This is a genomic window from Roseateles sp., from assembly GCF_039929605.1.
Taxonomy (GTDB): Bacteria; Pseudomonadota; Gammaproteobacteria; order Burkholderiales; family Burkholderiaceae_C; genus Pelomonas.
Window position 1 is genome coordinate 20,572 of record NZ_JBDSQX010000099.1, and the last position, 18,897, is coordinate 39,468.

The 18,897-nt window shown below is 69.1% G+C and carries 16 protein-coding genes and 1 riboswitch; of the genes, 6 read left to right on the forward strand and 10 right to left on the reverse strand.

Annotated features, from left to right (window positions below; all coding sequences use genetic code 11):
* Positions 1-83: 83 nt before the first annotated feature.
* Genes ABIS05_RS13530 through ABIS05_RS13545 form a run of 4 tightly spaced genes read left to right on the forward strand, consistent with a single transcriptional unit; the run spans position 84 to position 5,132 of the window.
* Positions 84-2,060 carry a TonB-dependent receptor gene (locus ABIS05_RS13530; RefSeq protein WP_348010637.1) on the forward strand — a complete coding sequence of 659 codons (1,977 nt, stop codon included), beginning with the start codon at positions 84-86 and terminating at the stop codon, positions 2,058-2,060.
* 8 nt (positions 2,061-2,068) lie between these two features.
* Positions 2,069-2,641, forward strand: a complete 573-nt coding sequence (locus ABIS05_RS13535; protein ID WP_348010638.1) for a YfiR family protein — start codon at positions 2,069-2,071, stop codon at positions 2,639-2,641.
* Positions 2,638-4,470: an EAL domain-containing protein gene (locus ABIS05_RS13540; protein WP_348010639.1), complete on the forward strand. Its 1,833-nt coding sequence runs from the start codon at positions 2,638-2,640 to the stop codon at positions 4,468-4,470. The genes ABIS05_RS13535 and ABIS05_RS13540 overlap by 4 nt, the downstream gene beginning before the upstream one ends.
* A 41-nt stretch (positions 4,471-4,511) precedes the next feature.
* On the forward strand, positions 4,512-5,132 hold the full coding sequence (locus ABIS05_RS13545; protein ID WP_348010640.1) for a 3'-5' exonuclease: 621 nt from the start codon (positions 4,512-4,514) through the stop codon (positions 5,130-5,132).
* On the opposite strand, the gene ABIS05_RS13550 is transcribed toward ABIS05_RS13545, so the two are convergent.
* From ABIS05_RS13550 to ABIS05_RS13575, 6 genes are all read right to left on the reverse strand, one after another.
* Positions 5,133-6,668 carry a PfkB family carbohydrate kinase gene (locus ABIS05_RS13550; RefSeq protein WP_348010641.1) on the reverse strand — a complete coding sequence of 512 codons (1,536 nt, stop codon included), beginning with the start codon at positions 6,666-6,668 and terminating at the stop codon, positions 5,133-5,135. It abuts the gene before it with no gap.
* Positions 6,665-7,456, reverse strand: coding sequence for a thiazole synthase (locus ABIS05_RS13555; RefSeq protein ID WP_348010642.1), 792 nt, complete (start codon positions 7,454-7,456; stop codon positions 6,665-6,667). Before ABIS05_RS13555 ends, ABIS05_RS13550 begins: the two co-directional genes overlap by 4 nt.
* 2 nt (positions 7,457-7,458) lie before the next feature.
* A complete protein-coding gene (gene thiS, locus ABIS05_RS13560) occupies positions 7,459-7,662 on the reverse strand; it encodes a sulfur carrier protein ThiS (protein WP_348010643.1) in 204 nt (67 codons plus the stop codon).
* On the reverse strand, positions 7,655-8,653 hold the full coding sequence (locus ABIS05_RS13565; RefSeq protein ID WP_348010644.1) for an FAD-dependent oxidoreductase: 999 nt from the start codon (positions 8,651-8,653) through the stop codon (positions 7,655-7,657). Before ABIS05_RS13565 ends, thiS begins: the two co-directional genes overlap by 8 nt.
* Complete coding sequence (thiC, locus tag ABIS05_RS13570; protein ID WP_348010645.1) at positions 8,653-10,536, reverse strand: phosphomethylpyrimidine synthase ThiC; 1,884 nt, start codon at positions 10,534-10,536, stop codon at positions 8,653-8,655. Before thiC ends, ABIS05_RS13565 begins: the two co-directional genes overlap by 1 nt.
* Positions 10,537-10,620: 84 nt before the next feature.
* Positions 10,621-10,742: riboswitch (TPP riboswitch) on the reverse strand.
* Between the two features lie 11 nt (positions 10,743-10,753).
* Entirely contained in the window at positions 10,754-12,070 is a 1,317-nt protein-coding gene (locus tag ABIS05_RS13575) for an MFS transporter (RefSeq protein ID WP_348010646.1), read from the reverse strand.
* A gap of 72 nt (positions 12,071-12,142) precedes the next feature.
* On the opposite strand from ABIS05_RS13575, the gene ABIS05_RS13580 reads away from it, so the two are divergent.
* A complete protein-coding gene (locus ABIS05_RS13580; RefSeq protein ID WP_348010647.1) occupies positions 12,143-13,033 on the forward strand; it encodes a LysR family transcriptional regulator in 891 nt (296 codons plus the stop codon).
* Positions 13,034-13,067: 34 nt separating this feature from the next.
* Positions 13,068-13,562 carry a hypothetical protein gene (locus ABIS05_RS13585; protein ID WP_348010648.1) on the forward strand — a complete coding sequence of 165 codons (495 nt, stop codon included), beginning with the start codon at positions 13,068-13,070 and terminating at the stop codon, positions 13,560-13,562.
* 24 nt (positions 13,563-13,586) lie between these two features.
* Here ABIS05_RS13585 and ABIS05_RS13590 read toward each other — a convergent pair whose 3' ends face one another.
* The 4 genes from ABIS05_RS13590 to ABIS05_RS13605 all read right to left on the reverse strand — a co-directional run bounded on the left by ABIS05_RS13590 (position 13,587) and on the right by ABIS05_RS13605 (position 18,766).
* Positions 13,587-13,991, reverse strand: coding sequence for a type II toxin-antitoxin system VapC family toxin (locus ABIS05_RS13590; RefSeq protein ID WP_348010649.1), 405 nt, complete (start codon positions 13,989-13,991; stop codon positions 13,587-13,589).
* 13 nt (positions 13,992-14,004) lie between these two features.
* Positions 14,005-14,226 (reverse strand): AbrB/MazE/SpoVT family DNA-binding domain-containing protein, encoded by a 222-nt coding sequence (locus tag ABIS05_RS13595; RefSeq protein WP_348010650.1) that lies wholly within the window; start codon positions 14,224-14,226, stop codon positions 14,005-14,007.
* A 117-nt stretch (positions 14,227-14,343) separates the two neighbouring features.
* A complete protein-coding gene (locus ABIS05_RS13600; protein WP_348010651.1) occupies positions 14,344-17,583 on the reverse strand; it encodes an efflux RND transporter permease subunit in 3,240 nt (1,079 codons plus the stop codon).
* Positions 17,584-17,593: 10 nt separating this feature from the next.
* Positions 17,594-18,766: an efflux RND transporter periplasmic adaptor subunit gene (locus ABIS05_RS13605; RefSeq protein ID WP_348010652.1), complete on the reverse strand. Its 1,173-nt coding sequence runs from the start codon at positions 18,764-18,766 to the stop codon at positions 17,594-17,596.
* Positions 18,767-18,897: the final 131 nt, after the last annotated feature.

Sequence of the window (18,897 nt, forward strand, 5' to 3'; positions counted from 1 at the left end):
TCCGACAGCGACTGCGAGCAGAGCCGCAGATAAGCTTTCCGGCATGTTCCCATCGGCCGTCGCAGGTGACGGCGACCGACCTCATGACCTGCCATTTCCTCGCGCTGGCCCGGCTGGCCTGGCTGGCCTCGCTCGCCTGGCCGCTGGCAGCTCACGCCGCCCCGCCTGCCGATTCATCCGACGACGCTGCGCTGGAAGCCCTGCTCAAACGCGAAGTCCAAGGCCCCTCGCGCTATGCGCAGAGCCTGATGGACGCGCCGGCCTCGGTCAGCGTGCTGGAGCGGCAGGAGTCCGCCGCCCTGGGCCACCAGACGGTAGGCGACCTGCTGGCCCGGTTGCCGGGCGTCTACGTCAGCAACTCGCGCACCTACAGCGCGCTGGGGCTGCGCGGCTTCAACCGCCCGGGCGACTACAGCTCGCGCCTGCTGATGGCCATCGACGGCCAGCGCGTCAACGACGCCATCTACGACCAGGGCCTGCCTCAGCTCGAATTGCCGGTGATGGCCGAGTGGGTCAAGCGGGTGGAACTGGTGCAGGGCCCCGGCTCGTCGGTCTATGGCAGCAATGCGCTGCTGGGCGTCGTCAACGTCGTCACGCTGAATGGCGCGGATGCCCCTGGCCTGACCACCCAGGCCAGCCTGGGCGAGCAGGGCCTGCGCCGAGTCGAGATGCACTACGGCGCCAGCAGCGCCGCCGACCGCGATTTGTTTATCGGCCTGAACTTGCAGCGCAGCGCTGGCGAGAATCTCTATCTGCCCGAACTCGGTACCCCCGACGGCTGGGTGCGCGGCCTGGATGGCGAGCGGCAGGCGGCCTTGCTGGCCAAGTACCGTCACGGCCCCTGGCGGCTGGCATTGAACGCCGTGCGCCGCGAGAAGGATGCGGCTACCGCGCCCTACGGCACATTGGCCGGCGTGCCCGGCACCTACTACGTCGACAGCCTCGTCCTCGGCGAGGTCTCCTACGACGAAGGCTGGCAGGACGACGTGCACCGCACCGTGCGCCTGAGCGTGGCCGGCTACGACTTCCGCGGCCGCTACGTGTTCGGGCAGGCGCCCGACCTGGTCAACAAGGACGTGGCTCATGCGCAGTGGACGACGCTGGAGGGCCGCATGCTGTGGCGCGGCCTGCTTAATCACCAGCTCATGCTGGGCGCGGAGCTGCGCACCTCGCCCCAAGGCGTGCAGCGCAACTTCGACCTGGAGCCCTATCGGGTGAGCCTGGATTCCCGGGTCTCGCAGGACTCCGCAGCGGTGTACGCGCAGGACCAGTGGCGCCTGTCGTCCACGCTGCACCTGACCACCGGCCTGCGCGTGGACCGCGTGCGCAGCTTCTCGCCCGCGCTGTCACCGCGCGCCGTGCTGGCCTTCCGGCCCGATGAGCGTGAATCGTTCAAGCTGATGTGGGCCCGGTCCTTCCGCACGCCCAACCTCTACGAGCGCTTCTACGACGACGGCGCCACCCAGCTCAGCAACACGGCGTTGAAGCCAGAGCATGTCAACTCGGCCGAGGCAGCCTGGGAATACCTGCTGCTCAGTGGCCAGGCCGTGAGTGCCAACGCCTACTACACGCGCATGAGCCGCCTCATCGAGCCGGTGATGCTGGGCAACGAGCCCGACGCCGTCGTGCAGTACCGCAACGTCGGGCGTGTCAGCCTGCGCGGCGTGGACCTGGGGGTGGAGCAGCGCTCAACCGAGGGCTGGCTGTGGCGCGCGAGCGCTTCATGGATGGACGCGCGCGACGACGCGGGCGACCGGCTGAGCAATGCACCGCGCTGGATGCTCAAGGGCCACGTCGTCACGCCTGAATGGCAGCGCTGGCAACTGGGCGCCGAGTGGAACCTGCTCGGCCCGCGCCTGGGCCGTGTGGAGGAAGTGCCTTCCACGGCAATCGTCAACGCCCATCTGCGCTACCGGCTCAACGACCGCCAGAGCCTGGCCCTGCACGTGAACAACGCGCTGAACCGGCGCAACCTCGACCCTTCGACACCGGATGTGACGCTGGGCAGCATCCCCCAACCCGGGCGCGCCTGGCGCCTTGATTGGCGGTTCTCGCTCTGACAACGCCCATGCCCTACAAGCAGCGGATTTCAAGCCAGTCAGCGCATTGGCGCTGGGTGGCCGGCTGCGCGCTCGCTGGATGCTTGTCGGCAGCGGCGTTGGCGCAGACGGCCAGCCCCGAGTCGCTGAAGGCCGAGGTCATCTACCGCGTGCTGATGTTCGTCACCTGGCCGCCCGAGCGCGACGCGCCGGAGGGCGGCCTGCAGGTCTGCACGGTGGGCGAAAGCCGCACGGAAGGCCGCATGGAAGGCTCTTTGCAGGCGCTGTCCGGGCGACCCATCCGCCAGCTGACCGTGGCCGTGCGCCGCATCGCCCGTGCCGACCAGCTGGCCGGTTGCCACCTGCTCTATCTGCCCGCGCCACAACCGGCGTTGCGGCCTATGCTGGCGCAGGCGTCGGTCCTCGTGGTGTCCGACACCGCAGCGATGCTGGACCAGGGCGCCATGATCAATCTTCAGGTCGAAGACGGCCGCATCGTCTTCGACGTCGAGCTCGACGCCGCGCGGCGCGCAGGGCTGGTGATCAGCACCAAGTTGCTGCGCCTCGCCCGCTTTGTGCGTCATCAGACGGCCACGCCATGAAGCCAGGTTTTTCCGAAGCCTTCGAGCGCCTGCGCGAACTCGTCGTGGCGCTGGCGGCGCTGCTGGCCTTCGCCCTCGTGCTGAGCCTGCTGCAATACCTGCGCCTGAAGGAGCGCCAGACCAGCGACCTGCAGACCCAGGCCAGCATCGTGGCGCAGACCGTGTCCGCAGCGCTGGTGTTCGACAGCCGCAACGACGCCAGCGAGAGCCTCGCCGCCTTGCAGCAGAACCCGGCCATCCTGCACGCGCGGTTGCTCAAGGCGGACGGCAGCGTCTTCACGCTCTACGCCCGCTCCGCAGCCGCGCTGTCGAGCCTGGACATGCTGGCCGGCAGCGCCCAGGTGGAGGTGCCGGTGGACGCTGCCGGGCGCCGCGTCGGCACGCTGGCCGTGGAAGCCAGCCGCCTGCCGATGTGGCTGGACCTGGCCCAGTTCCTGGGCGCCACGCTGGGCACGCTGCTGGCGACGGCGGGCCTGGCCTGGTGGATGTCCAAGCGCCTGCGTGTGCAGATCAAGGAGGTCGAGCGCCGCACCCGCTACCTCGCCCGCTTCGATGCGCTGACCGACCTGCCCAACCGCGAGCATCTGCGCGGCCGGCTGGAGCGCGCGCTGCAGCAGGGCGGCGGCGCCACGCTGCTGATCCTGGACCTGGACGACTTCAAGCAGATCAACGACCAGCACCACCACGCCACCGGCGACGCGGTGCTGCAGGCCATCGGCCAGCGCCTGCGCCTGCTGTGCCGGCACGCAGACCAGGTGGCTCGCCTGTCTGCCGACGAGTTCGCAATGCTGCTGGTGCCCGGGTTGCCCGAGGACGCGCTGCGCGCCCATGTCGCACAACTGCAGGCCGACCTGACCCAACCCGTCTTTCATGACGGCCAATGGCTGCCCCTGCATGTCAGCATCGGCGCCGTCTCGCTGCCCGACCACGCACGCAACGCCAGCGAGGCCATGCGCTGCGCCGACGCCGCCATGCGCCACGCCAAGCAGCTGGGCAAGGACAGCTTCCAGCTCTTCACGCCCCAGATCGGCGAAGCGCTGCGCCTGCGCCTGGCGCTGGAGCATGACCTGCGCACCGCGTTGGCGGCCGGCGACGAGCTTTCGCTGGCCTATCAGCCGCAGTACGACGCCCAGCGCCGCATCCACGGCTTCGAGGCACTGGCGCGCTGGAAGCACCCGCAGCGCGGCTGGATCTCGCCGGTCGAGTTCATCCCCGTGGCCGAAAGCTCCGGCCTCATCGTCGACCTCGGCCTGGCCACGCTGGCCATCCTGCGCCGCGACCTGGACGCCTGGAAGGCGCTCGGCCTCAGCTGCCCACTGGTCGCCATCAATTTGTCGTGGGAGCAATGCCGCAAGCCCCAGCACCGCGAACGCTTCCTGCAGCAGCTCAAGTCCCTGCATCTGACCCCGGCAGAGATCGAGTTCGAACTGACGGAAAGCGCCGGCTTCGAAGACATCGACAAGCCCGACTCCTTTGTCTTCACGCTGCAGGGGCTGGGCTACGGCCTGGCCATCGACGACTTCGGCACCGGCTACAGCTCGCTGGCCTATCTGCGCCGCATCCGCTGCCGCAAGCTCAAGATCGACCGCTTCTTCGTGCACGGCCTGGCCAGCAGCGCCGACTCCCGCACGCTGGTCGAGTCCATGGTGAGCGTCGCCCACGCGATGCGCATGCTCGTCGTCGCCGAGGGCGTGGAGTTGCCCGCCGACGAAGCCGCGCTGATCGGGATGGACTGTGACCTGATGCAGGGCTTCGGCTTCTGCAGGCCGGTGCCGCCGGATCAGGTGGCGAGGCTGCTGGCGGGCGAGCCGCCGGACAGCTCATATTGAACCCGTGAGTGGAGCGAGTTGCAGGCGGCCATACTGCCGCCATGCGTAAACCACCGCTACAGCGGCCCACCACTGAGCAGATCGCCGCCCTGCCGGCCTACGAAGCGCTACCGGCCAGCCGCATCCACGTGCTGAAGACCGCCGCGCAACTCGAGTTCGCCGAGCAGGCGCTGCGGCAGGCCGGGCATGTCGGCTTCGACACCGAGAGCAAGCCCACCTTCGTGGCCGGCGCGCCGCAGACGGGCCCCGAGGTCATCCAGTTCGCCACGCTGACCGATGCCTTCATCGTGCAGACCGCCACGCCGGGTGTGGGCGACTTCCTGCAGGCCATGATCGAGTCGGACGATGTCGTCAAAGTGGGCTTCGGCCTGGCCTCGGACCGGCCCCAGATCCAGCGCAAGCTGGGCCTGCGCCTGGGCCAGTCCATCGACCTGGCGCACCTGGTGAAGCGGCTGGGCTTCAAGGATGAGGTGGGCGTGAAGGCGGCAGTCGCCATCGTGCTGGGCCGGCGCTTCTCCAAGTCCAGGAAGGCGACCACCTCCAACTGGGCCAACAAGACCTTGACCCCGCAGCAGCTGCAGTACGCGGCCAACGACGCGCACGCCTCGCTGCGGGTCTACCTGGCCTTGAACCAGGCCTTGATCGAGGCCGACCAAGGCTGATCAACGCGGCAGGCTGGGGTGCGGCCAGCCGGCCCGCGTCGCCAGCGGCATGGCCGCGCCGCTGCGCCAGGCATCCAGCCACTCGCGCACCGGCAACTGCGTCAGCCCGCGCACCACGCAGCCGGCGCTGGCGCCGCAGGTCGCGATCTGGATCAGCTGCTCCGGCGCCAGCACACCGCCGATGCCCACTACCGGCACGGGCGACATGGCCGCCCACCAGGCCAGGTTGTCCAGCCCCTGTGGCCGCCACGGCATAGCCTTGGTGAGCGTGGGCCAGACGGGGCCGCAGGCCACGTAATCGGGCGCCCAGGCCGCCGCGCGGGCCAGCTCCCACAGGCTGTGCGAACTGAGGCCCAGGCGCAGGCCGCGAGCGCGGGCCTGGGCGAGATCGGCGCGGGCGGTGGCGTCCAGCGCCAGCAGGTCTTCCTGGCCGAGGTGGACGAAATCCACCCCCAGCGCGAGCGCGGCGCGCCAGTGGTCGTTGACGATGAAGGTCGCGCTGTGGCGACGCGCGGCGTCGCGGGCGGGCTGCACCTCGCCGGCCAGGCGGGTGTGCCAGGCGGCGGCGCCTTCGCCTTCGGCACGCTTGATGCGCAGTTGCACGGTGCGCACACCCGCGCCGAACAGCCGGGCGGCATGGGCGCCGCTGTCGGTGATGGCGTAGACGCCTTCGACGGCGGGCGGGTCGGTGCGGCGGGCAGGCAACCCGGCGGGTAAGGTCTCGAACAGCGCGGGCAGCAGGCTGGCGTCGGTGATGAAGCCTGCCGACGGCAGCACCGGGCCCGCCCCGGCGCCGGGAGCGGCATCGGCACGCAGGCCCGAGGTCGTCAGCATCTTGGCCAGCACCGCCGCATCGGCAGCGACAAAGCCCCGCGCCAACGCGGCGGCCAGGCCGGTCGCGAAGCAGCAGCCGGTGCCATGGTTGTTGCGTGCGTCGCGGCGCGGCAGGGCGAGCCAGCCGTTGGCGTGCGGGCTGGCCAGCCAGTCGACGGCGAGCGGGCCGGCTTCATCGCCGCCGGTGATGCAGACGCTGGCCACACCCAGGGTCTGCAGCGCGCGGGCTTGTTCGGGCGCACTGCCCTCGCCCACCAGCCGCGCGGCTTCACGCCGGTTGGGCGTGGCGACCGTGGCGCGCGGCAGCAGCTCCTCGCGGTAGGCACGCAGCAGCGCCTCGTCGGTAAAGCTCGCGCCGGTGGAAGCGCGCAGCACGGGGTCGACGACGAGTGCCATGGGCGCGTGCTCGCGAAGGCGGTCCACCCAGCGCGTGACGACACGCAGTTGCTCGACGCCACCCAGCAGCCCGGTCTTGATGGCCGCGGGCGGCAGGTCGCTGGCGAGTGCCGCAAGCTGGGCGTCCAACTGCTCGGGCGGCACCGGGAAGATGGCTTCGACGGCAACGCTGTTTTGCGCCGTCAGCGCGGCGGCGCCGGAGCAGAGATGAACGCCGGCTGCGTCCGCCGCACGCTGGTCGGCCGACAGCCCCGCGCCGCCGCCGCTGTCCAGGCCGGCAATGCTCCAGATGACGGGCTTGTTCATGGGATGAGGAAGGGCCGGCCACCCACCGGCGTGCTCGCCACCGCCATGTCCTGCTTGGCCATCACGCCGGCTTCAAAGCCCAACCGCCCGGCCTCAATCGCCTGGCCGAAGGCGGCGGCCATGCGGATGGGGTCGCCGGCCTGGGCGACGGCGGAGTTCAGCAGCACGCCGTCGTAGCCCAGCTCCATGGCCTGGGCCGCGTGCGAGGGCGCGCCGATGCCGGCGTCGACGATCAGCGGCACGCCGGGCAGGCGCTCGCGGAGCGTGCGCAGCGCAAAGGGGTTGAGGAGGCCCTGGCCCGAGCCGATGGGCGCGCCCCAGGGCATCAACACCTGGCAGCCCGCGTCGAGCAGGCGGCGGCAGGTGACGAGGTCGTCGGTGCAGTAGGGGAAGACCTCGAAACCGTCTTTCGCTAACGCCTCCGCCGCGATGACCAGCTCCCACGGGTCGGGCTGCAGCGTGTACTCGTCGCCGACGACTTCGAGCTTGATCCAGTTCGTCTCGTACAGCTCGCGGCTCATCTGCGCCAGCGTGACGGCTTCGCGCGCGGTGCGGCAGCCGGCGGTGTTGGGCAGCAGGTGGCCGCCGGTTTCGCGCAGCGTCTCGCGGATGGCAGCGACGAAACCGTTGTCACCGGCTGCGGCGAGCGTGCGCTTGAGGCCGACGGTGAGCACCTGCGCACCACTGGCGAGCACGGCGCGGCGCAGGATCTCGGGCGAGGGATAGCCTGCTGTGCCGAGCAGGAAACGGCTCGTCAGCGTGCGGCCGTAGAGAGTCCAGGGCGACATGGTCAGCCTCCGGTAATGGGTTGGATCAAGGTCAGCTCGTCGCCGGGTTGGATCAGCGTCGTGTCGCGGCGAGCGCGTGGCACGAAGATGCCGTTGATCGCCGTGGCGACGGCATCGGGCGCCCTGCCCTGTTCGGCCACCAAGGCGGCGACGCTCAAGGCCTCGCGCCAGGGTCGGGGCTCGTGGTTGAGCGTGAAGTCAGACATGTTCAAAAGCTTTCTCGGCCAGCGCTGGCGCCAGCAGCCAGCCGTGGCGGAACAGGCCGTTGATACGCAGCAATCCAGGCTGCTGCTGGATGCACGGGCGATGGTCCGGCAAGGCCGGGCGGAGGTTGGTTTCCATGTGCACGATGCGCGCCTCCGCCAGCGCGGGCAGCACGCTGTGGGCCGCAGCCATCAGCTCGACGGCGCTGCGCAGGCTGACCGGCGAGCGGTCCTCGCTCTCGACCTCGGACGCGCCGACGACGATGACATCGCCCGGCCTCGGCACGAGGTAGACGCGGTGGCGCGGGTGCATCAAACGCACGGGGCGGTTGAGCGTGACACCCGGTGCATGCAGCCACAGGATCTCGCCCCGAACACCGCGCAGGGTCGGCAGGTCGGGCTTGGCGCCGAGGCCCCGCGTGTCGATGACCAGGTCGGCGTCGATGCGAGTGCCGTCGCCCAGCTCGATTCGATGCGGCTGCACGGCCGTCGCACGCCGACCCCAGCGCCAGTCGGCGCCGGGCGCCTGCTGCACGAGCGCGGCCAGCAGCTCGCGCGGCAGCAGCTGCCCCTCGCCGGGCAGCCACCAGGCCTTGAGGTCGGGCGCGAGCGAGGGCTCCAGCATCTGCAGCGCGGCGCGGTTCAACGGCTCGGGGCCGCCCTTCAGCCGGGCGAGCACGCGCTGCGCCGATCCCACGTCGCTGCCATGGGCCAGCAGCAGGCTGCCGTCGGTCCTCACGAGGCCGGGCTGGCTCAGCGCGCCGGCAATGCCTGGCCACAGTTCGAGCGATCGCCAGCCCAGTGCCGTGATCTCGGGCTCGGCATGCTCCTGTTCGGCCCACGGGCTCAGCATGCCGGCGGCCGTGAAGGCGGCGGCAACGGGCTCGGTCGGCCCAGCAGCCCGGTCGACAACGGACACGCGATGCCCGGCCCGCGCCAGCTGCCAGGCCAGCAGCCGGCCCATGACGCCGGCGCCTGCGATGGCGATATCCATCAGGCTTGCGGCTTGATGGGGATGTAGAGCTCGCCGCCCGCCGCGCGGAACTCGGCCGACTTCTGCGCCATGCCGTCGGCCACCACATCAGAGGCCTCCAGCCCGCGCGTCGCCGCGTACTCGCGCACGTCCTGCGTGATCTTCATCGAGCAGAACTTCGGGCCGCACATCGAGCAGAAGTGAGCTTCCTTGGACGAATCCTTGGGCAGCGTCTCGTCGTGATATTCCCGCGCCGTGTCCGGGTCCAGGCCGAGTGCGAACTGGTCGTTCCAGCGGAACTCGAAGCGCGCCTTGCTCATCGCGTCGTCCCGCGCGCGGGCGCCGGGGTGGCCCTTGGCGATGTCGGCCGCGTGAGCGGCGATCTTGTACGCGATGAGGCCTTGCTTGACGTCGTCGCGGTCGGGCAGGCCGAGGTGCTCCTTGGGCGTCACGTAGCAGAGCATGGCCGTGCCCATCCAGCCGATCATGGCCGCGCCGATGGCGCTGGCGATGTGGTCGTAGCCCGGCGCGATGTCGATGGTCAGCGGGCCCAGTGTGTAGAACGGCGCCTCGTGGCAGTGCTTCAACTGCTCCGTCATGTTGGCCTGGATGAGGTGCATGGGCACATGGCCGGGGCCTTCGATCATGGTCTGCACGTCGTGCTTCCAGGCCACCTTGGTCAGCTCGCCCAACGTGCGCAGCTCGGCGAACTGGGCCTCGTCGTTGGCGTCTGCGCCGCTGCCGGGGCGCAGGCCGTCGCCGAGCGAGAAGGTCACGTCGTAGGCCTTCATGATTTCGCAGATCTCTTCGAAGTGCGTGTACAGGAAGTTCTCGCGGTGATGCGTGATGCACCACTTGGCGAGGATGGAGCCACCGCGCGACACGATGCCGGTGCGGCGCTTGGTGGTGAGGTGGATGAACGGCAGGCGCAGGCCGGCGTGGATGGTGAAGTAGTCGATGCCCTGCTCGGCCTGCTCGATCAGCGTGTCGCGGAAGACGGCCCAGCTCAGGTCTTCGGCGATGCCGCCCACCTTCTCCAGCGCCTGGTAGATGGGCACGGTGCCGATGGGCACGGGCGAGCTCCTAACGATCCAGTCGCGCGTGGTGTGGATGTTGCGGCCGGTGGAGAGGTCCATCACGGTGTCCGCGCCCCAGCGGATGGACCAGACGAGCTTTTCGACCTCTTCCTCGATGCTGGACGTGACGGCCGAATTGCCGATGTTGGCGTTGACCTTGACGAGGAAGTTGCGGCCGATGATGGTCGGCTCCAGCTCGGTGTGGTTGATGTTGCCCGGGATGACGGCGCGGCCTCGCGCCACCTCCTGGCGCACGAACTCGGGCGTGATGATGTCGGGGATGGCAGCACCCATCGCATCACCGCGCAGGCGCGCCTCGCGCTCGGCGTCGCCCAGGTACTCGCGCATCCACTCGCGCTTGCCGTTCTCGCGCAGCGCCACGAACTCCATCTCCGGCGTGACGATGCCGCGGCGGGCGTAGTGCATCTGGGTTACGTTGGCGCCGGGCTGGGCCCGGCGGGGTTGACGCTGGAGGGCCTCGGCCTCGGCGCGGAGGGTGGCGATGCGCTCGTTGTCCTCCTTGCCGCCGTCGTCCAGCGCCACACGGGTGCGGCCGGTGTAGGCCTCGGTGTCGGCACGGTCACTGACCCAGCCGGTGCGGATGGCGGGCAGGCCTTGGCGCACGTCGATGGTGGCGTTAGCGTCCGTGTAGGGGCCGGAGGTGTCGTGCACGACGACCGTCTCGCCGTTCGTCAACGCGATCTCGCGCATCGGCACGCGCACGTCAGGCCGGCTGCCGGCGACGTAGGCCTTGGTCGACGCGGGAAAGGGTTCACGCGTCAGCGACAGGCGGTCATCAATCGAGAGGTGTTTTTCGGGGGCGTTCACGGCGGTCTCCTGGAGCGGGTGGGTCTTCTGCTCCAAGGCCGCCTGCGGGGTGCGTGCGCGCCACTGGGTGGCCGCGCCAGCACGCCACAAGGCATGCGCTCTCCTTACGCCGGTATTAGCCGGTTCAAGTTCACGGGTTCGATCCCTTTGGATCGTCTCAGCGTCTGGGTCTGGCAAGCCAGTCCCGGGCACCCCGGAGCGGGGGCGATTGTGCGGGTCAACGCACGCGCCTGGCAAGCCCGATGGCCAGGGCAAGCATGAGTACAGCAATCGCGAAGCTCACCCTCAGCCCGCCCATCGCGTAGACCGCCGCCATGGCCGAGGCGCCGCTGATGAGGCCGAGGTTGCGCGACAGCGTCAACACGCCGGAGACGACGCCGCGCTGCTCGGCTTGCACGCCGTCCATGACGGCCGTGTTGTTGGCAGCCTGGAAAAGCGCATAGCCCGGCGTGACGATGACGAGCGGCCCAACGTAGGCGATGGCGCCGAGAGATGCCGGCAGCAGGCCGATCAGCCCGCAGCCCGCCGCCATCGCGACGAGGCCTAACTGCGCCATGCGCTGCGTGCCGAAGTGGTCGACCAACCGGCCGGCGGGCACGCCGCTGAAGGCCGACACGACGGGGCCGATGGACATCAGCGCACCCACCGCCGCAGCGCCAAGACCCAGCGTGCCGCTGAGGTGGAAGGGCCCGATGACGAGCGTGGCCATCATGACGGCAGAGACCAGCGTGTTCATCGCCAGGCCGGCGCCCAGGGCGGGCTCGCGCAGCCGCTCCAGTCGGATCAACGGCGACGCGGCGCGGGCCTCGGTGCGTATGAAGAGGAGCAAGCCGATTGGCGCCACGGCGAGCAGGCCGAGGTGCTGTGTCATCGCGAGCGCGAAGGCGGCCAGTGTCAACGCCAGCCAAAGCATGCCGGGCAGGTCGAAGCTGGTTGTTTGCCTAACCTCGCCATCTGCCGGCAGCCAGCGCCAGGCCATCACCAAGGCCAGCAGGCCGAGCGGCAGGTTGGCAGCAAAGATCGCCGGCCAGCCGAAAGCGGCGATGAGCACGCCGCCGAGCGACGGCCCGAGGGCGGTGCCCGCGGCCGACATCGTGCCCAGCAAGCCCATCGCGCTGCCCGCACGCGCCTTGGGCAGCGCCGCGCCGACGAGGGCCATCGTCAGCGCCAGCATCGCCGCCGCGCCCACGCCCTGCAGCGCGCGCGCGGCGATCAGCCATGCAAGGCTGGGTGCCACGGCACACAGCGCCGATGCCACGGTGAACAACGCGATGCCGCCCATCAGCACGCGGCGCCGACCGATCAGATCGCCCAGGCGGCCGGCGCCGACGACGAGGATCGTTGTGGCGAGCAGATAGGCCAGCACGACCCATTGCACGTCGGCAAAACGCGCGCCGAACGCCGTGGCCAGCGTCGGCAGCGCGACGTTGGCGCTGCTGACTGCAAGCGAGGGCAGCAAGGTCGCCAACGCCAGGCTGGCAAGCACGCCGGTGATGGGTGGCGCGGCGGTTGGGGCAAGGGTTGTGGTCGTCATGCCGCAACCTTAGGCATTTACCGGCCATGGCGGAAGACGCATCATGTGCACTTCATTGCTGCACCAGACGCCATGTCAGACCCCGACCTCAATCTGCTGCTGACGCTCGATGCGCTGCTTGCCGAAGGCAGCGTCGCCGGTGCCGCACGCCGGCTGCGGCTGAGCCCGTCGGCCATGAGCCGGTCCCTAGCCCGCCTGCGCGAAGCCACCGGCGACCCGCTGCTGGTGCGCGCCGGGCGCGGGCTGGTGGCGTCGCCTCGGGCATTGGAACTGCGCGAACTCATCGGCCCGCTGGTGCAGGGCGCGCAAGCGGCGCTGCGGCCGGCGGCGGCGTTGGACCTGGCCAAGCTGGAACGCGAGTTCTCGCTGCGCACACGCGAGGGTTTCGTCGAGAACTTCGGCGCGGCGCTGCTGGCGCGCGTGGCCGCCGAGGCGCCGGGTGTGCGCCTGCGCTTCGTGCCCAAGCCTGACCGGGACAGCACGCCGCTGCGCGATGGCCGCGTGGATCTTGAGACCGGTGTCATCGGCTCGACCACCGGGCCGGAGCTGCGCGCCCAGGCGCTGTTCCGGGAGCGCTTCATCGCCGTTGTGCGAGCCGGCCATGCGCTGGGTCGCGGCAAGTTGACGGCGGCGCGCTACGCGGCCGGTCGCCACGTCGCCGTCTCGCGCGGCGGCGCGGCGCACGGGCCGGTCGACGAGGCAATGAGCCTGTTGGCCCTGCGCCGCGACATCAGCGTCACTGTGGCTGGCTTTGCCGAAGCGCTGGCGCTGGCACGCGCCTCCGACCTGATCGCCACCGTGCCGGAGCGGCATACCGCACATCTGCGCGAGGGCTTGTTGAGCTTCGAGTTGCCGCTGGCGTTGCAGCCCTTCACCGTCTCGCTACTGTGGCATCCGCGCATGGATGGAGATGCGGCGCATCGATGGCTGCGAGGCGTTATTCGCGAAGTTTCATTGGCATAGTCGCCACGCATCCACTGCCCGGGAGGGAGACGCCATGCCGCATCCAACAGCCGCCGCCTTGTTCGCACTTTCCTTGCTCGCGACGGCAGCAATGGCCACCCCGCCTCCCCCCGAGGCAAGCTTCGAGCAGGAGATTTGCGCGGCCACGCACGTTTTTGTTGGGACCGCCAGCAATGTCCGCTTCGTGACCGCCAAGGGTCCGAGTGCCTGCAAAGGCGAGCCTGCCGTGGACGGCGGCTTCATTACGCTGTGCGGAAGGGCAGAAGTTGACGTGAAGGTCGAGAAGGTTCTTTATCCGAAGAACTGGAAAGCTCCGCAGACGGTTCGATATCAATTTGGCGGCGGGTACTTCGCCGTGGAGAGCTTGAAGCGCGATCTTGAAGGGCAGCGCTACCTGTTGCATGCCGTCGCCATTGAAGGCGAGCCTGCGGATGTGTTCGGCCCTTCGTATCCCTGGGTTCTCGGGAAATCGCCGAAGGACGCAAGCAGAGTCGAGAGGGCGCTGAAGACTTGCAAGCGACGGAAGTAGCAGGGGCCGACGGCCATCCACAGCTCAGCCCTTCGCCAGCAGCCGCGCGCCATCCACCTTGGCCACCCCCTTGTCGAGCGTCCACAGCGGCTGCTCGCCGGCCTGGGCGGCCAAGGCGATGTGCAGGCAGTCGGCAAAGTCGGCCGGGCCCTGGCGGAACAGTTGCAGCGCCACTTCAAGTGCGCGCTCCGATTCGATGCTGAGCTCCGCCGCCGAGAACAGATGCGACAAGGCCAGCAGCACGTCGTCCTTGGCGAAGCCGAAGCTCTTGCGGAGCACCCATTCAAGCTCCAGCACGACGGTGACGGGCACGAACAAGGTGACACCTTCACTGACGCAGCGGCGGATGAACCGGCGCGCTGCAGCGAGTTGGGCCGCATCGTCCTCGACGAGGTAACGCACCAACACGTTGGTGTCGAGCGCCGGCACGGCTCGCGTCCCGTCAGCGCCAGGGGTTCATGTCGTCGACGCTGACCTGCCTGCCTTTGGGCGCCTTGAGCATGCCGGCCATGTCCAGGATGGACTTGGTCTTGGCGCGCACGATGATGGTCCCGTCCGGCATGGCCGACCACACGAGGCGGGTGCCCGGCTTGGCATCGATGAGAGCCCGGATGTCCGCAGGTACCGTGGTTTGCCCCTTGGCGGTGACGGTAGATTCAGCCATGGCGTCTCCTTACTTTCGCGCCGATTGTAATTCGACTGCCCTCCCCGGGCCAACAAAAAGGCCGGCCCCCGAAGAGGCCGGCCCAAGCGCTGAAGCGCTCGAGGGAGATCGGTTCGGTTATTCCTTATCGGCCGGCATCGCGCCGGGCATGCCGTGCAAAGGCAGCGCACCACCGCCCTGCTCCGCTTTCTTGACGGCGGGCTTCTTGTCCCGCACCAGGTAGCTGTACAGCACCGGCACCACTACCAGCGTGAGCAGCGTCGACGTGATAACGCCGCCGATGATGGCGCGGCCCATGGGCGCTTGAATCTCGCCGCCGTCGTTCAGCGCAATCGCCATCGGCAGCATGCCGAAGACCATCGCCGACGTCGTCATGATGATGGGGCGCATACGGATGAGGCCGGCCTCGCGCAGCGCCTCGGCCACCGTGGCGCCGGCCTTGCGGGCGTGGTTGGCAAAGTCCACCAGCAGGATGGCGTTCTTGGTCACCAGGCCCATCAGCATGACCAGGCCGATCATCGAGAACACGTTCAGCGTCGAGCGCCACAGCAGCAGCGCCAGCATCACGCCGATCAGCGCCAACGGCAGCGAAGCCATGATGGCGATCGGCTGCAGGAAGCTGCCGAACTGGCTGGCCAGCACGATGTAGATGAACACCACGGCCAGGCCCATTGCGGCGAGCAGGCCGTTGAAGGCTTCGGCTTGCTGCTTGCCGGCGCCGTCCACCTTGAAGCTCGTACCCGGGGGCAGCTGTGTGTTCTTGATGAGCTTCTGCACGTCGTCGTTCACGTCGCCACCCGGGCGGCCTTGCACGCCGGCGAACACGGCCTCGCGGCGCTGCAGGTTCTCGCGGCGGATGACCTCGGGGTTGAACACGGGCTCGATGGTGGCGACCTGGTCCAGCGTGATGGGTGCGCCGTCTTTGGAGAAGGCGACCGGCAGCTTAGCCATCTGCTCGATGCGCTCGCGCTGTTCGCGCGGCAGGCGCAGCAGCACCTCGACCTGGTTGCCGTCGGGCGTCGTCCAGTAGGTCGCGATCTCGCCGTTGACGTAGGCGCGCAGGCTGGAAGCGATCTGCGGCGCGGTCAAGCCGAGCTCGCGGATGGCCGAGTCCTTCAGGCGCACGGCGAAGGCGGGCACGCCGGGCTTGACCGTCGTGTCCACGTCCACCGCGCCAGGGATCAGCTTGATCTTCTCGACCAGGTCCTTGGCGGTCTGGGTCAGCACCTCGGGGTCGGTGCCAAGGATGGTGATCCAGATCGGGCGGTCGAAGCCGACGCTGACCTCGATGCCGGGGATCTTGGCGATGTCGGCGCGGATGGCGTCCTCGATTTCCTTCTGCGAGCGCTTGCGTTCGCTGCGGTCGGTCAGCGAGATGTTCAGCGCGGCCTGGTTGCGGCCGGTGGACAGGCCTTCACCGGTGCTGCCCACCACGGTCGAGACGGTCTTGATCTCGGGGTAGCTCTTCAGGATCTCCTCGATCTGCGCCACCTTGGCGCTGCCGCGCTCGATGCTCGATGCCACCGGCATGCGCAGGTTGACCTGCGTGAAGCCGTTGTCGGTCTGCGGTACGAACTCGCTGCCCACCAGCGGCGCCAGCGCCAGTGCCGCCACAAAGCTGGCGACTGCGCCCCACATGACGAGGCCGCGCGGCGTCAGCGTTGCGAAGCGGAAGACGCGCTTGGCGGCCTTGTCGCGTTTGCCATCGGCGCTGAATGGGTGACCGTAGGCGGGGATGGGCGGCACGAAGACGCGGTAGCGGCGGCCGGAGAAGGCCCAGTCGATCAGGTGCGCGTAGAGGTCGTGCAGGCGCTCCATGCCCCAGTCGGTCGCGCGGATGAGGTGGCCGATGACGGGCCACTTCTTCAGATGCGTGCTCGGCGGGTCATGCCAAACGGAGGACAGCATCGGGTCGAGCGTGAAGCTGACGAACAGGCTGACCATCACCGCCACGGCCACCGTGATGCCGAAGGGGTAGAAGAACTTGCCGATGATGCCGCCCATGAAGGCGACCGGCACGAAGACGGCGCAGATGGCGAAGGTGGTGGCCATGACGGCGAGGCCGATCTCGTTGGTGCCGTCGAAGGAGGCGGTGCGGTGGTCCTTGCCCATGCCGACGTGGCGCACGATGTTCTCGCGCACGACGATGGCGTCGTCGATGAGCAGGCCGATGCACAGGCTCAGCGCCATCATCGTCATGAAGTTCAGCGTGAAGCCGAAGGCATGCACGGCGATGAAGCTGGAGATGACGGCGATGGGCAGCGTCAGGCCCGTGATGATGGTGGAACGCCAGCTGTGCAGGAACAGGAAGACGATGGCCACCGTCAGCAGTGCGCCTTCGATCAACGTGTGCTTCAGGCCCGTCAGCGAGCCCTTCACGAAGTCGCTGTTGGCGTAGATCAGGCGCAGCTCGACGTCCTTGGGCAGCACGTTGCGCAGTTCCTCCATGGCCTCCTTCACGGCGTCGCCGGTCTTGACGATGTTGGCGTCCTGCTGCTTGAAGATGTTGAAGCTCACGGCCGGCTGGCCGTTGATGCGGGCGATGCTGTCCTGCTCGCGCTCGCGCTCGACCAGTGTGCCGAGGTCGTTCAGCGTCAGCGCCAGGTTGCCGCGGCGGGCGACGACCATCTGCCCAAACGCCTTGGGGTCTTTCACGCGGCCTTCCACGCGCAGGATGGCGTCGGAGGTCTGGTCGGACAGCAGGCCGACCGGCTGATCGGCATTGGCCTCGCCCAGTGCCTTGGCGATCTCGGCCGGCGTCACGCCGTAGGCACGCAGGCGCAGCGGGTCGAGGTCAATGCGCACCTCGCGCGTCGTCATGCCGCCCACGTCCACCTTGGCCACGCCTTCGACGCGGCCCAGGCGCTTGGCGACGATCAGGTCGGCCATCATGGACAGCTCGCGCGAACCGCGGTTGGGCGACAGCAGCGCCATCACGACGACGGGCTGGGCGTTGTCCGCCTGGAAGCGCTGCACGGTCGGCGGTTTGGCGTCCTTGGGGAAGCCCGCCTGCGCGCCGGCGACGCGGTCACGCAGGTCCTGCATGGCGCGGCTCATGTCGGTGTTCAGCGAGAACTCGACGCTGGCCTGCACGCGGCCCTCGAAGCTGCGCGACTGGATGCGGTCCACGCCGGCAATGGTGTTAAGTGCCTCTTCCAGAGGCTTGGCAATCTCACGCTCCACGGCCTCGGGCGAGGCGCCGGGGTAGCGGATGTCGACACTGGCGCCGGGCAGCGAGATGTCGGGCATCTGCTCGACGCCGAGCTTGGAATACGAGAACAGGCCCAGCACACACAGGGCCACCATCACCATCGTCGCGAAGACCGGGTTCTGGATGGAAACGCGAGTCATCCACATGGCACGCTCCTCACTGTTGCGCCGGGGCGGACGCAGCGCCGGCGGCGCTGGCGACCTTGGCGGACTTGGTGGCCACGATCTGCGCCGGGTCGCCCTCGCGCAGGTTGTCGAAGCGCGCAGCCAGCACCTGGGCTTCAGGCTTGAGCCCGTTCAGCACCTCGACGCGGCCTTCACGGGCATCGCTGCGGCCGGTCGTCACAACACGGCGCACCAGGGCGCCCTTCTCGATCATCCAAACCTGTTCCTGCCCCGAGTTGCGGCTGATGGCGGCGATAGGCACGGTCAGGCGCTGGGTGTCGTCTTGAAGCACGACCTTGGCGACGGCGTACTGGCCGGCGCGGTAGAGCTCCTTGGGGTTGTCCAGCACCAGCGTCACGCCGATGGAGCGCGTGCCCGGCTCGGCGGCCGGCGCGATGCGCGCGATCTTGGCCTCGACCGGCTCGTCAACGCCCTCTACCTTGACTTGCACGGCCATACCCGGCTGCAGGCGGCTCACCTCGTGCGTGCCCACCAACCCGGCCAGCTCCAGCTTGGCGAGGTCGACGATGCTCAGGATTTGCTGCTCGGCCGCCAGCTTCTCGCCCGGCAGCGCGTGGCGCTTGGCGACGATGCCGTTGATGGGCGCGATGAGCGCCGCCTGGCGCATCGTCACCTGGCTGGTGTCGAGTTGCGCCTTGGCGGCATTCCAGTTGGCGCGGGCCGACTCGTAGGCTGCGCGCGAGTTGTCCAACGCCGTCTGGGCGATGAAGTTCTTGGCCGCCAGGTCCTCGTTGGTCTTGAGCGTGCGGCCGGCCTGGTCCATCTGGGCACGCATGGCCTCGACACTCGCGCCGCGCTCGGCGATGCGATAGCGCAGCTCTTCCAGGTCGACCTGGCCCAGCACCTGGCCCGCCTTCACGCGGCTGCCCTCGCCCACCGCCAGGTTCAGCAGCGTGCCGTTGGACTTGGCGCGCACGACGACCGTGCCCGGTGCCACCAGCGGGCCGCTGAATTCGATCTGGGCCGGCATGGCGGTGAGCACGGGCTTGACGACCTCGCTGGCGACGAACTCCAGCGTCGGCTTGGCCTTCTCGTCACCCGGCTTCTTGGGGCCGTCGCCCTTGCTGGCCATGACGGCCACACCGGCGCCACCCACCAGCAGCACAACGGCTGCGATGCCACCCAATTTCACGGACTTGCGCATGACTCCCCCAGACACTCTCTGCCACAGACACAGCAGTCTAGAAACAGAGGCGCCAAGGCGCAGCGGCGGTGTGACGAAACGCGGTTTGTGAGGGCTGAGCTGCACCGGCCCGGGATCGGCCCGGCGGCCTG

What these genes read in the sequence shown, in the direction of transcription:
- ABIS05_RS13530 (WP_348010637.1), top strand. Translation starts at nt 84, where the DNA reads ATGACCTGCCATTTCCTCGCGCTGGCCCGGCTGGCCTGGCTGGCCTCG.
- ABIS05_RS13535 (WP_348010638.1), top strand. Translation starts at nt 2,069, where the DNA reads ATGCCCTACAAGCAGCGGATTTCAAGCCAGTCAGCGCATTGGCGCTGG.
- ABIS05_RS13540 (WP_348010639.1), top strand. Translation starts at nt 2,638, where the DNA reads ATGAAGCCAGGTTTTTCCGAAGCCTTCGAGCGCCTGCGCGAACTCGTC.
- ABIS05_RS13545 (WP_348010640.1), top strand. Translation starts at nt 4,512, where the DNA reads ATGCGTAAACCACCGCTACAGCGGCCCACCACTGAGCAGATCGCCGCC.
- ABIS05_RS13550 (WP_348010641.1), bottom strand. Translation starts at nt 6,668, where the DNA reads ATGAACAAGCCCGTCATCTGGAGCATTGCCGGCCTGGACAGCGGCGGC.
- ABIS05_RS13555 (WP_348010642.1), bottom strand. Translation starts at nt 7,456, where the DNA reads ATGTCGCCCTGGACTCTCTACGGCCGCACGCTGACGAGCCGTTTCCTG.
- thiS (WP_348010643.1), bottom strand. Translation starts at nt 7,662, where the DNA reads ATGTCTGACTTCACGCTCAACCACGAGCCCCGACCCTGGCGCGAGGCC.
- ABIS05_RS13565 (WP_348010644.1), bottom strand. Translation starts at nt 8,653, where the DNA reads ATGGATATCGCCATCGCAGGCGCCGGCGTCATGGGCCGGCTGCTGGCC.
- ABIS05_RS13575 (WP_348010646.1), bottom strand. Translation starts at nt 12,070, where the DNA reads ATGACGACCACAACCCTTGCCCCAACCGCCGCGCCACCCATCACCGGC.
- ABIS05_RS13580 (WP_348010647.1), top strand. Translation starts at nt 12,143, where the DNA reads ATGTCAGACCCCGACCTCAATCTGCTGCTGACGCTCGATGCGCTGCTT.
- ABIS05_RS13585 (WP_348010648.1), top strand. Translation starts at nt 13,068, where the DNA reads ATGCCGCATCCAACAGCCGCCGCCTTGTTCGCACTTTCCTTGCTCGCG.
- ABIS05_RS13595 (WP_348010650.1), bottom strand. Translation starts at nt 14,226, where the DNA reads ATGGCTGAATCTACCGTCACCGCCAAGGGGCAAACCACGGTACCTGCG.
- ABIS05_RS13600 (WP_348010651.1), bottom strand. Translation starts at nt 17,583, where the DNA reads ATGTGGATGACTCGCGTTTCCATCCAGAACCCGGTCTTCGCGACGATG.
- ABIS05_RS13605 (WP_348010652.1), bottom strand. Translation starts at nt 18,766, where the DNA reads ATGCGCAAGTCCGTGAAATTGGGTGGCATCGCAGCCGTTGTGCTGCTG.